Source organism: Ruegeria sp. CL7 (assembly GCF_056536445.1).
In genome coordinates, this window is record NZ_JBQFPQ010000002.1 from 133,264 (window position 1) to 145,385 (window position 12,122).

Genomic DNA, 12,122 nt, shown 5'->3' on the forward strand with positions numbered 1-12,122 from the left:
ATGTCTGAACTCAACCTTACGGATGTCGCCAAGTCCTATGGCCCTGTCGATGTTTTGAAGAGCATCAACCTCGACATCGAACAAGGCGAATTGATCGTTTTTGTCGGTCCTTCCGGATGCGGCAAGTCCACCCTGCTGCGGATGATTGCCGGGTTGGAGAAGATTACAGGCGGCACGCTGGAAATCGAAGGGCAGGTCATGAACGATGTTCCGCCTGCACAGCGGGGCATCGCGATGGTGTTTCAAAGCTATGCCTTGTATCCCCACATGACCGTTCGCGAGAACATGGCCTTTGCCCTGAAAATCGCGAAGATGCCCACGGCCGAGATTGATGCTGCCGTAGACCGTGCCGCTCAAATCCTTCAGCTGGAACCATTCCTGGACCGCCTGCCAAAAGCTCTTTCCGGAGGGCAGCGTCAACGGGTTGCCATCGGGCGCGCGATCGTACGTGACCCAAAGGTGTATCTGTTCGACGAACCCCTCTCGAACCTCGACGCGGCACTTCGGGTGGCCACGCGGATCGAGATCGCGCGTCTGAAAGAGGCCATGCCTGACAGCACCATGATCTACGTGACCCACGATCAGGTCGAGGCGATGACACTGGCCAGTCGGATCGTGGTATTGGCCAACAAGGGCATCGCGCAGGTCGGGACACCGCTTGAACTGTATGAGGCGCCTGACAACGAGTTTGTTGCGCAGTTCATCGGTTCGCCGTCCATGAACCTGTTGTCCGGCACAATCACCGGAACCGGCGAAACGACCACCGTTGAACTGTCATCAGGCGGGATTGCAAGATCCGCGGTTCCAACTGAAGACAATGACCTTGGGAAAAAGGTCAATATCGGGGTGCGCCCCGAAGATTTGGCGATGACGGAAGACTCCGCGATTCTGTCCGGCAAGGTGGATTTCACCGAAGCCCTGGGCGAAGTCACGCTGCTGTATTTTGAGAAAGCCGATGGTGCGGATGCAGTCATTGCAAAGCTGCCGGGGGTTCAGCGGAACCTGCGCGGCCAGACGGTCTCGGTCACGGCCTCACCGGACAAGGTGCATCTGTTCCACAATGGATTGTCCATGCGCAAATAGCAGCGAAACGCAGTTCTTGACAGAATTGCGTTTTGTGTTTCACCATAATTGAAACGTTTCAATGGTGAAAAATGCGGGTATCGGCGCAGCTTTACACGGTTCGGCAATACCGTGACCTCTCGGACCAACTGAAGTTGGTTTCCGCTTGCGGGTTTTCGGATATCGAAACTACCGGTCTGCATGACATGACACCGCAAAAGATGGCACGCATCGTCCATCAATCAGGTCTTAACCTTCGTTCTGCACATTTTGATTGGGAGGAGTTCCACGAGCGTTTCGACGAGATCGTTGAAGTACTGCACCTTTTGGAATGCCAGGTGGCGGTCATGCCTTGGCTGGCGCCACAGGTGCGGCCCGGCACTGTCGAGGGATGGAAGGCAGTGTCGGGCCAGTTGTCCGATTGGGCAGAACAACTAGGAGATCACGGCGTCAGTTTGGCCTATCACAACCACGACTTTGATCTGTTCGGCGCGCCGGGAAAAACACCTCTTGAACTGATTCTGGCGCAAGAAAACATCTATTGGCAGCCCGATATCGGTTGGATTGTCGCGGCCGGTCAGGACGTGGCTGACCTGCTGGTGCGCCATGCGGATCGCATCCTGTCGGTTCATGCAAAGGACGTGGATCCGCAGGGCGGATCAGGCGACAGGCGCTGGCGCAATCCGGGTGAGGGTGTTGTCGATTGGGACGCCACGATACGAGCCCTTTCAAGCACCAAGTGCACCGACCTTTTCGTCGAGCATGATGAAACCGCCGATCACAGGCGCACCTTGCAAATGGGGCGGTTGTTTTTGACTGAACGGCTTGGGGGTATCGGCTGATGGCGCGGGCAACGATCAAATCGATCGCCCGTATGACAGGCTATTCAGTAGGCACGGTTTCAAACGCCCTGCGCGGCGCTTCGTCGGTTAAACGGGAAACGCGGGAAGAGATCCAAAAGGCGGCGTCCGAGCTTGGGTATCGGGTCAATCTGGACGGCCTGAAGCTGCGCACCAATAAATCCTACAGGATTGCGGTATTGGTCAGCGTTTCGGGCAGCGCCGCTGAAGAGTGGGAGGGTGTGGAGTTCACCCGGATCCTGGCCGGAATATCCGACGCGGTTCAAGGGTCACGCTATGAGTTGAGTGTCTTCAGTGTACGAGATGTTAAAGCCGCATTGCAGACCCTGCATTCCATTGTACAGGAAGGGTTGGCAGACGGCGTAATCTTTTCGGGAACTCGGGTGAATGACCCGCGTATCGCCTATCTGCAAGATGAGGGATTTCCGTTTGTCACATACGGGATGAGTGACAGTGCCCAACCACATCCTTACGTGGATCTCGACAGTCAGGCTGCCGCTTTTGATGCAACGTCTCGGCTGCTGGCATTGGGGCACAGGCGGATAGCGCTTATCAACCCGCCGGATGACCTGATCTATGCCCGTCAACGACTTCAGGGATACTCTGATGCTTTGTCGGCCGGTGGCATGGAGTTTGACCCGGCCCTTGTTCTTCCCGGCCCGACCACGGCGAAGACCGGTCAAAGGGCCTTTGCGTCGCTCATGCGAATGCACAACCGGCCAAGCGCCATCATTTGCGCCAACGAGGCGATGACCCTTGGCGCATTATCCGCCGCCGCCGATATGGGCGTTCAGGTCGGCAGGGATGTCGTCGTCATTTCAAACGACGATCTGAAACTCAGCCAGTATTTCGTCCCCCCACCCAGCACCTATTATTTGCCAATCGGCGAGACCAGCCGCCTGCTGGGTGAATTCATGCTAAAAACACTGGACGGCGTTGATCCGTCGGAAACGCAAAAAAAGATCAGGGCCACATTGATCGAGCGGCAACCTGACACCCCGGCGCCGGGTATGGCGCAGACCAACTGAGCCAACAGAGGAGAAACCGAACATGTTCAAAAACCTATTTGCCGTTGCAACGCTTGCAATGCTGACAGCGCCTGCGGCCTTTGCCGCCGATCTGGAAGGTCGCGTTCTCAAGATCGGAACGGATGCGACCTATCCCCCGATGGAAACCGTCGACGAAACAACTGGCGAAATCGTAGGCTTTGATGTCGATGTGATGAATGCAATCTGTGAAAAGATCAATTGCGTTCCGAATTTCGTAAACACCGCCTGGGATGGCATCTTTGCGGCGCTTCAACAGGGTGAGTTCGACCTGGTCATCTCGGGCGTATCGATCACGCCCGAACGTGAAGAAACTATGGACTTTTCCGAACCGTACATCGTTGTCAGTCAGGCCATTTTGATGCAAGTCGACAACGCGGATTTGACGCTTGAGGATTTCAAAGCGGGTGGCCAGAAACTGGCGGCACAAACCGCGACGACCAACGCCCAACTGGCGGAAGAGCTTGTAGGGCGCGAGAATGTCAGCCTCTACGACAATTTCTCGGCGGCTATCCTGGCGCTTCAGAACGCAGACGTGCAAGGGGTGATCATCGATGGCACCTCTGCCGCGGCCTACGAGCAGGAGTTTGCCGGAGAACTGACCGTAGGCATCACAGGCCTGCAATCCGATCCATTGGGAATCGTGTTTCAGGAAGGTGACCCGACGGTGGATGCAATCAATGCCGGTCTTGCCGCCATTCAGGAAGACGGCACGCTGGACGCGCTGAAGGCCAAATACTGGGGCACAAACTGATCCTCCAAGCCCTTCTGGGCCCGGCGGCAGTCGTTGCCGGGCCATGTTTCAGCGGAGAAGTTCCATGTCGCGTCTCAGCACGATCCGCCCGAGCAATCTTGTATTGCTCGCAGCCGCTCCCTTCATCGTCTATCTGTTCGCCACGTCCTCGAAATATCTGCGATCTCTGATTGCAATTCTGGGGATCGGCAACAATGCAGGGCCGATTTTCGTCGGCTTTCTGCTGATCGTCTCGGTTGCAATCCTTGGATATCTCTGCGCCCGGTATGCACGTTTTGCCAATCACGCCCCCAGCTGGTTGCGCGCTTCGGCCCTTGCGGCGCTGCCCGCGTCAATTGCGCTTTTGGTCATAAGCTTTTTATCTCCACAGCTTTTGATGCCCTTCGCGGAATCCGTTTTCTTTCATGCGCTCAGCGAGAACACATCAACCCTGATCGACCGGTCCAGTCAGACGTGGGTGTTGTATCCCGACGTCGTGACCCAGATTCAAACAGGACTGCAAGTTCTTCTGGCCGCATACACAGCTGTTGTCGCCTTGAGCCTGCTGTCGGTGCGGTTGCAACCCCCTTGGCGCGGGCGCGTTCTTTTGGGGCTGGAATGCCTTACAGGTGCGGTTTTGTTCTATCTGATGTTCATGGCCCACTGGCAGTTCGCGACGGGCGTTGCCATTACGTTTCGCGCAGCCATCTTCGCCTATATCTTCTCGGCCATTCTGGGCTTGATCTGGGTGGGGCTGCAATCGTTCAAACCACGGGCGCGCACCACGATTCTGTATGGTTCCATCAGCCTGTCATTGCTTGCGATATCAGCCTTTTTCTTCATGCAGCCGCAGGTCAGTTACGTTCTGGTCGGAAGCACCGAAGGGCGCATTGCCATTGTGCGCGGCACACCACAGGCGCAGGCTGACATCATCCGGTTTGGAGAGTTCGACGGTGCCGGCGAACAACAATACCGCATACGCAGCGCCACTGATGCAGCGGCCGCCCTGGAGCAGATTGAAACCGTCGACAGCGTTTCCGGAGCGTTTGTTCCCGTGGATGCTCATTCACAAGGCTATCCAGTTCTGTGGCAGACCAGTTTCTTGCCTGACAAATACCGGAATCCCGCTCTGGCTTTTGCTGTTTTCGGCTTTCTGCTGCTGACGCTGACCATTGGCGGCGCACAGCACAAGCTGCATCCCTTGGCGGTCGGGGCCGAATTTTTCGTGGACACGATACGCGGCATTCCGATGTTGGTGATCATTCTTTACATTGGCCTGCCCTTGGCGGGCGCGGTCAAGGATGCCACGGGGGGCGGCATTGATATGACCAACATGACACGCGGGATCATCGCGATTTCGGTCGGGTATTCGGCCTATATGGCCGAAATATTCCGATCTGGGATCGAGGCCATCCCGAAAGGGCAACTGGAAGCAGGCAGTTCGCTGGGCTTGTCGCGCTGGCAGACGGCGCGGCTGATCGTTCTGCCGCAAGCCCTGCGGATCGTCACCCCGCCATTGGGCAACGAATTCATCGCGATGATCAAGGATACCTCGTTGCTGTCCATCCTGTCCGTCCGCGACATGACCCAAAGGATGCGAGAGTTTCAGGCAGCAAGCTTTCTGCCCTTTGCGCCGTTCAATACGGCAGCAATTCTGTATGTGGTACTCACCCTCTGTTGCGCAAGCTTCCTGAAATGGATCGAACGGCGCACGGCAAAGGACAACCGATGAGCAAACTGGAGCTTGGGGTTTGCTACTACCCCGAACAATGGGACCCGTCCCAGTGGCGCAGTGACGCCGCGCGGATGGTCGAGATGGGTTTGGATTGGGTTCGGATCGCCGAGTTCACCTGGGGTCTGATTGAACCGGAACGCGGCCGGTTTCATTGGGACTGGTTGGATGACGTCATCGAGATTCTGGGGCGGGCCGGCCTGCGGGTCATGATGTCGACTCCAACGGCTGCGCCTCCCAAATGGCTGATTGATGAGCACCCCGAAATTCTGCCGGTTGGCCCGGACGGCCGGGTCAGGGGCTATGGTTCCCGCAGACATTATTGTTTTTCCAGTGACGTGTACCTGGCCGAGGCGCAAAGGATCGCCACGGAATATGCCGCCAGGTATGGCCAGAACCCGCATGTCCATGCCTGGCAGATCGACAATGAGTACAATGACCACGACACTGTTCTCAGCTATTCTAATGCTGCCCAGGCGGGCTTTCGGCGCTGGCTGGCAAAACGATACGGCACAATTGACGCATTGAACGAGGCCTGGGGGACTGTGTTCTGGGGGAGCCTTTATTCCGGCTTTGACCAGATTGAACTGCCCAATGGTCTGGTCGCTACACCCAACCCCACCCATGCCCTTGATTTCAGGCGCTATTCCTCGGACAGGGTGCGGTTGTTCAACAAGACACAGGTGGACGTGCTGCGCGAACATGCGCCGGGTCGAGATATCACGCACAACTTCATGGCCGGCAGTTTCGAATTCGATCACCACGCAGTGGCCGCCGATCTGGATATCGTCGGCTTTGACAGCTACCCGCTGGGTAATTTGATGGGCTCAACACTGTCAGAGAAGGAAAAGCGCCGTTATCTGCGAACCGGCGCGCCTGATTATCAGGGATTTCATTGTGACCTGTATCGCAGTCAGGGGCGGGGGCGGGTATGGGTGTTGGAACAGCAGCCGGGGCCGGTGGACTGGGCGGCACAAAACCCTTCCCCAGCCGAAGGGATGGTTCGGCTTTGGACCTGGGCCGCATATGCACACGGCGCGCAAGCTGTGATGTTCTTTCGATGGCGACAGGCAAAGTTCGCGCAGGAGCAATACCATACAGCCTTGCTGCGCTCGGATGGCAGTGTGGATCAAGCCGCGCTCGAACTGGCTCAAATTGTGCAGGATCGTGAAAAGCTTCCGCCGACGACGCGCGGAAAAGCCTCGGTGGCGATGATGCTGGATTACGCTTCGATCTGGGCGGCCGATATTCTGCCGCATGATGATGACTTCCCCAATTCCCATATCTTCCGTGAATGGTACACTGCCTTGCGCAGTCTGGGGGTGGAAATTGATTTTGTGGGTCCCCAGGATGGTTTGGAAGGTTACGCCCTGATCGTGCTGCCGCAAAGCATGATCGTGACCCCGGATCTGGCCGCAAGACTTGAGGCTTCGGGGGCAAAGCTTTTGATTGGTGCCCGGTCCGGCAGCAAGACGGCTCAAATGCAGACGCCTTCGAATCTGGCGCCTGGTGCGTTGGCGGATCTGACCGGCGTCCGTGTCGTCCGTGTCGAATCGCTGCCGGATATTGCAAGAGAATCCGTGCTGTTGCAGAACGGTCAGCTTTTTGACTTTGCCGGTTGGCGCGAAATCATCGAGACCGAGGCAAATGTCCTGGCGCGCTTCAAAAGTGCCTATTGCGACGCCAGCCCAGCGGTTGTCCGGTCGGATCGTGCGACATATCTGGCCATGGTGCCCTGCGGTGCGCTCTTGTACGAGATTATGCGCGATGTCTTGGAATGGGCAGGGCTGAAGCCTCTGGACTGCGATCCAGACTTACGTGTAACCCGCTTCGGTACGTTGCATTTTGCCTTCAATTTTGGTGACATGTCCAAACCCCTGCCTGGTGGTGGATCACGACGAATTTTGATCGGCTCTGATCCGGTCGGCGCGCACGAATTCACAGTCTGGCAGGTAAACTAACGCCCTGAGATTCAACCAAAACGTGTCAAAAACAAAAACTGGATATAAGATTTCCGCAAACTGTCACTTTTGGACTGACGAACGGGCACAGAAAGTCCTATGAATATAAAGACAAAAATAAACTCATCCAACAACGGGAGATCACCTATGGCTAAACATTCGTCACTTTCGAGACGCTCTGTGTTGAAAGGCGCAGGTGCTGCGGCACTTGCGGCACCCCTTTACAGCAAGAGCGCTCTGGCGTCGTCGGGCGAAATCAACATTCTGATGTGGTCGGACTACCTGCCGCCCAGTTTCATCGAAGAGTTTGAGACTCTGACCGGAATCAAGGTGAACTATACCGGCATCGGCTCGAACGAAGAGATCATCAACAAGATGAAGGCCACCAAGGGCCAGGGTTTTGATATCGTTTCACCGACCAACAACCGGTCGTTGCAGTGGGAACCGCTGGAGCTGCTCCAGCCCTTCGACATGAACAAGGTTCCGATCGATCTGGTGAACCCGGCCATGGCAAAGATTGGTACTGATGCGTGGAACTTTGGCGATTCAGGTGCGCACTGGCTTCCGCATATCTGGGGTACAGAAGGTATTGCTTATCGTACTGACCTGTGGCTGCCGGATGGTGATGCGCCGTCCTATGGCGACGTGTGGTCGGAAGCGAACGCTGGCAAAACCATGGGCCGCGCGCATTCCATGATGCTGGGCGCCGGCCTTTATATGGAACGCGCTGGCGAGATGGAGCCGGGTTCGGTCTGGGCGGCATATGGTGATGAAGACACCATGCGCAAGGTTTGGGGCCAGATCACCGACTGGTGTATTGCACGCAAGGACCGCATCAAGCTGATCTGGAACGACGCCGATACACAGAAGAACGGTCTTCTGAACGAAGGCGTTGTCGTTGGCCAAACCTGGGACGGCCCACCCCTTGCACTGAAATCCGCAGGTGAGCCGGTGCACTATCAGGCACCCGTCGAAGGTGCGATGGCTTGGGTGGATGGTATGTCCATGCCGACTGGTGCCGCGAATATCGATCAGGTTTACGCCTTTATCGACTTTGCCTATCAGGCCAAGCCGGCCGGTGTCGCCATTGACAGTCATGGCTACAACTCGCCGGTATTAGGCGCCGACCAGTATTCCGGCGACACCTACAAGAAGAACTTTGCCGAGGCCTATCCGGGCGACTCGCTGGCCAACCTCAATCCGTGGCCTGCAGAAGCGCCGTGGTATGCTGAAACCCGGACCGAGTTCGTCAACAAGTTCAAAAGCGCTTAAGCGTTCCGAACCTTCGCCCTCCGCATCCTGCGGGGGGCACCCATCTGCGCGCCGTCCCGGCGTGGCGGACGCTAATACTGTGTGGTGACAACACGCACCTCAGGGAGAAACCAAAAATGAGTGCAGGGGTCGGAGTCGATCTGGAAAACCTGTGGATCCGTTTCGGTGACTTCGTCGCCGTGCGCGATGCAAACGTCAACATCAACGGGGGAGATTTCTTTTCTTTCCTCGGGCCATCGGGCTGCGGAAAAACAACCATTCTGAGGGCAGTGTCCGGCTTTCTTGAACCAAGCGAAGGCAACGTCCTGATTGGTGGCAACAATATGCGTGGCATCGGGCCCAACAAGCGCCCGACGGCGCTGATCTTTCAGAACCTCGCATTGTTCCCGCTGATGAAGGTCTGGGAAAACATCACGTTTTCCATGGAAATCAAAGGGGCCAGTGCTGCCGAACGCCGCAGGCGCGCCGATGAGCTTCTGGACATGATTGCGTTACCGGGGCAGGGGGACAAACTGCCAAGTGAACTGTCAGGTGGTCAACGTCAGCGTGTTGCTATTGCCCGTGCTCTGTGCGCCGAACCGGACGTGCTGTTGCTGGATGAGCCTCTGTCGGCACTTGACCTGAAGCTGCGCCAGCACATGCGGACCGAGTTGCGTGAAATTCAACAGCGTGTCGGCATTACTTTCATCTACATCACGCACGATCAGGGTGAAGCGCTGACCATGTCGGACAATATCGCCGTCATGCGTGCCGGTGTGATTGATCAAATCGCCGACGGGAAGACGATTTACAACGATCCCAACACGGCTTTTGCGGCTTCATTCGTTGGCGAAAACAATGTGTTCCGCGGTAAAATCAAGCAAGTGATGGGCAAGGAAGCTTTGATCTCGACCAACCGTTCGGGGGATCTGGTGGCAAGGATTTCGACGGCCAATCAGGGCAAGATTAAAGAAGGTGATGACGCGATGATGTTCATCCGCCCCGAGGCCTTTGCAATTGCCCCCGATGGCGCAACGGGCGATCACTTCGTCACCGCCCGGGTCAATCATGAAGAGTTCGAAGGCAACGTCTTCAACATCTTCACCGAAGGCGAAGGCGGAAAGGAAATCAAGGTCTCGATCCCCAACCATGGGCAATCCTTCGAGGACCACACCGGACAGAACATCACGCTGGAATACGAGACGCATAATGCCGTCGTCGTTCCCGCGGGTGAGCTGGCTGCGGAATAAGGGGAACAGTTCATGCCCCGATTTCTGAAAGAATTCTTCAATCGCAACGGCACCGGTATGGGCTTGGCGATCCTGGGTCTGGTTTTGTTCTGGACAATCGGCCTTATTATCCTGCCGCAGCTGTCGATGCTGGATTTCTCGTTCCGTCCAAACCTGCCCCCACCAGAAATTGGCGGGCCGAAGGACGTCTATACGCTGGAGAACTACAAGTACCTGATATACGGCCCCGAAGGTGGCAGTCAGGATTACAACACGGTTGACCTGCGGGTGTTCTTCCGCACCCTCGTGGCGGCCGTTTGCGTCACGATTTTCAACCTGATCATCTGCTATCCGATCGCCTACTATCTGGGGCAGTCCGAAGGCAGCCATATCCGCATCTTCGCGATCATGCTGATCATCCCTTACTGGATCAACGAAATCCTGCGCGCCTTTGCGTTGCGCATTATCTTCGGTGAAACCGGTGTTCTGAACACGCTGTTCGTGGGACTGGGGGTCTGGGATACGCCGTTCGACTTCATCCGGAACGATATCGCGCTCTATGCCGGGCTGGGCTATGCCTATATTCTGCTGATGATCTTCCCAATGTATAACGTCATAGAAAGCCTGGACAAAAATCAGATCGAAGCAGCGCGCGACCTTGGCGCGCCATGGTGGCGGATACACTGGCGTGTGGTCATTCCTTATGCCAAACCCGGGATCAGTTCAGGCTGTACGATGGTGTTCATGCTGTCCGCCGGTGCGCTGGCGGCACCGCAAATCCTGGGCGGGCCGTCGTCGCTGTGGTTCACACAGCTGATCTATCAGCAGTTCAACGATAACAACGACTGGCCGCAAGGAGCTGCTTATGCGATCGTCCTGCTGGTGACCTGTATCCTGTTCGTGCTGGCCATGATGCGCCTGTTCAAAGTGAACATGGGGGATATCGGGAAATGAACAATTCCTTTCTCCGCATAAGCATCTGGGTCTATCTGGCGATCTTCTTCCTGTATCTGCTGGGCCCGCTTGTGATCATGTCGATCACCGCGTTCAACTCGTCCGGCTTCCCGCGGATGAGCCCGTGGGAATGCCTGACCTTCCAGTGGTTTGGCGAGTTGTTTCAGGATCAGCGCATCCTGAACGGTATCAAGAACTCACTGATCATCGGGATCGGCACGGTCATCCTGTCAGTGGCCATGGGTCTGGCGGGCGCATTGATGCTGACCCAGATCTGGCCAAAGCTGCGGGCGACTTACTATACGATCATTATCGCTCCGATCCTGATCCCGGGTGTTGTTCTGGGTATCTCGACGCTGGTGTTCTGGGATCGTATCAACCGGATGCTGGGACTGGGGGCGGACAGCTTCCTGTCAAATGGCATTTTTCTGACGGTGATCGGCCAATCCACCTTTATCGCCAGCTACTGCATGCTGGTGTTGGTGGCACGCTTGCAGCGCTACGACGTGGCCCTGACCGAGGCGGCACTGGACCTTGGGGCCAGCCACGCCCAGGCCTTCCGCAAGATCCTGTTGCCGTTCATGCGTCCGGCGATTGCATCGGCAGCGGTGTTGGCGTTCCTCGCATCGTTCGAAAACTACAACACCACCACCTTTACCTTCGGTGAATACCCGACGTTGACGATCGAGCTGGCCCAAAAAGTCCGGTATGGCATCACACCCGCAATCTCGGCGCTGGCCTTCATCATCGTGGCGCTGACAGTGTTCTTCGCTCTGCTGAACGAAGCCAAGCTGAAACGTCAGGAACTGGTGGCAGCGGCGCGCAAGAACGCGACGGTTGAGGAGCTGGCCGGCAAGATCAAACTGCCCAGCTTCTTTTCCGGCAACATGGCAGCGGTTCTGTTGGTTGTATTTGCCGTCGCAACGATCACAGTTGTCGGCACTGCGGCCACCTACAATCCGGCGCAGTGTATCGCCGATATTCGCGAGCAGAAGCAGCTGGAAGCGGAACAGCGTATTCAGGAGTTGCGTAAACAGCGTGAAGAACGCCGCAAGCAACGCGAAGCTGAAGAAGCGGAACAGGGCGGTGCGCAATCCACCCCGAAACCGACGAACAACAGCGGCTTTGGCAATGTTTTCGCTCCGAACTCTTTAGGGGGCGAGGAAAGCGAAGGCGCAGATAGTGGGCCTGAATCCGAAAACGCTCCGTCCAATAACAGTGGTTTCGGCGGGGTGTTTGACCCCAATAGCCTGCAAAACGACGAATAGCGGCGCAGGTTCGTAGCTTCGGCATC

At 56.5% G+C, this 12,122-nt stretch carries 10 protein-coding genes; all 10 read left to right on the top strand.

Translation table 11 applies throughout. The features are described from left to right. The 10 genes from ACR0LI_RS09225 to ACR0LI_RS09270 all read left to right on the top strand — a co-directional run bounded on the left by ACR0LI_RS09225 (position 1) and on the right by ACR0LI_RS09270 (position 12,096). On the top strand, positions 1-1,083 hold the full coding sequence (locus ACR0LI_RS09225) for an ABC transporter ATP-binding protein (RefSeq protein ID WP_480620192.1): 1,083 nt from the start codon (positions 1-3) through the stop codon (positions 1,081-1,083). A gap of 71 nt (positions 1,084-1,154) precedes the next feature. Beyond that, on the top strand, positions 1,155-1,904 hold the full coding sequence (locus tag ACR0LI_RS09230) for a sugar phosphate isomerase/epimerase family protein (protein ID WP_480718385.1): 750 nt from the start codon (positions 1,155-1,157) through the stop codon (positions 1,902-1,904). Beyond that, positions 1,904-2,950: a LacI family DNA-binding transcriptional regulator gene (locus ACR0LI_RS09235; protein ID WP_480718386.1), complete on the top strand. Its 1,047-nt coding sequence runs from the start codon at positions 1,904-1,906 to the stop codon at positions 2,948-2,950. Before ACR0LI_RS09230 ends, ACR0LI_RS09235 begins: the two co-directional genes overlap by 1 nt. A 22-nt stretch (positions 2,951-2,972) precedes the next feature. Beyond that, positions 2,973-3,722: a basic amino acid ABC transporter substrate-binding protein gene (locus ACR0LI_RS09240; protein WP_171636130.1), complete on the top strand. Its 750-nt coding sequence runs from the start codon at positions 2,973-2,975 to the stop codon at positions 3,720-3,722. Positions 3,723-3,786: 64 nt separating this feature from the next. After that, positions 3,787-5,433, top strand: coding sequence for an amino acid ABC transporter permease (locus ACR0LI_RS09245; protein WP_480718387.1), 1,647 nt, complete (start codon positions 3,787-3,789; stop codon positions 5,431-5,433). Beyond that, entirely contained in the window at positions 5,430-7,394 is a 1,965-nt protein-coding gene (locus tag ACR0LI_RS09250) for a beta-galactosidase (protein ID WP_480718388.1), read from the top strand. Before ACR0LI_RS09245 ends, ACR0LI_RS09250 begins: the two co-directional genes overlap by 4 nt. A gap of 147 nt (positions 7,395-7,541) precedes the next feature. Next, complete coding sequence (locus ACR0LI_RS09255; RefSeq protein ID WP_171723781.1) at positions 7,542-8,666, top strand: extracellular solute-binding protein; 1,125 nt, start codon at positions 7,542-7,544, stop codon at positions 8,664-8,666. Positions 8,667-8,782: 116 nt separating this feature from the next. Further along, a complete protein-coding gene (locus tag ACR0LI_RS09260; protein WP_480718389.1) occupies positions 8,783-9,895 on the top strand; it encodes an ABC transporter ATP-binding protein in 1,113 nt (370 codons plus the stop codon). A 12-nt stretch (positions 9,896-9,907) separates the two neighbouring features. Further along, positions 9,908-10,828 (top strand): ABC transporter permease, encoded by a 921-nt coding sequence (locus tag ACR0LI_RS09265; RefSeq protein ID WP_171119259.1) that lies wholly within the window; start codon positions 9,908-9,910, stop codon positions 10,826-10,828. Continuing rightward, positions 10,825-12,096, top strand: coding sequence for an ABC transporter permease (locus ACR0LI_RS09270; protein ID WP_209833903.1), 1,272 nt, complete (start codon positions 10,825-10,827; stop codon positions 12,094-12,096). Before ACR0LI_RS09265 ends, ACR0LI_RS09270 begins: the two co-directional genes overlap by 4 nt. Positions 12,097-12,122 lie beyond the last annotated feature (26 nt).

What these genes read in the sequence shown, in the direction of transcription:
- ACR0LI_RS09225 (WP_480620192.1), top strand. Translation starts at nt 1, where the DNA reads ATGTCTGAACTCAACCTTACGGATGTCGCCAAGTCCTATGGCCCTGTC.
- ACR0LI_RS09230 (WP_480718385.1), top strand. Translation starts at nt 1,155, where the DNA reads ATGCGGGTATCGGCGCAGCTTTACACGGTTCGGCAATACCGTGACCTC.
- ACR0LI_RS09235 (WP_480718386.1), top strand. Translation starts at nt 1,904, where the DNA reads ATGGCGCGGGCAACGATCAAATCGATCGCCCGTATGACAGGCTATTCA.
- ACR0LI_RS09240 (WP_171636130.1), top strand. Translation starts at nt 2,973, where the DNA reads ATGTTCAAAAACCTATTTGCCGTTGCAACGCTTGCAATGCTGACAGCG.
- ACR0LI_RS09245 (WP_480718387.1), top strand. Translation starts at nt 3,787, where the DNA reads ATGTCGCGTCTCAGCACGATCCGCCCGAGCAATCTTGTATTGCTCGCA.
- ACR0LI_RS09250 (WP_480718388.1), top strand. Translation starts at nt 5,430, where the DNA reads ATGAGCAAACTGGAGCTTGGGGTTTGCTACTACCCCGAACAATGGGAC.
- ACR0LI_RS09255 (WP_171723781.1), top strand. Translation starts at nt 7,542, where the DNA reads ATGGCTAAACATTCGTCACTTTCGAGACGCTCTGTGTTGAAAGGCGCA.
- ACR0LI_RS09260 (WP_480718389.1), top strand. Translation starts at nt 8,783, where the DNA reads ATGAGTGCAGGGGTCGGAGTCGATCTGGAAAACCTGTGGATCCGTTTC.
- ACR0LI_RS09265 (WP_171119259.1), top strand. Translation starts at nt 9,908, where the DNA reads ATGCCCCGATTTCTGAAAGAATTCTTCAATCGCAACGGCACCGGTATG.
- ACR0LI_RS09270 (WP_209833903.1), top strand. Translation starts at nt 10,825, where the DNA reads ATGAACAATTCCTTTCTCCGCATAAGCATCTGGGTCTATCTGGCGATC.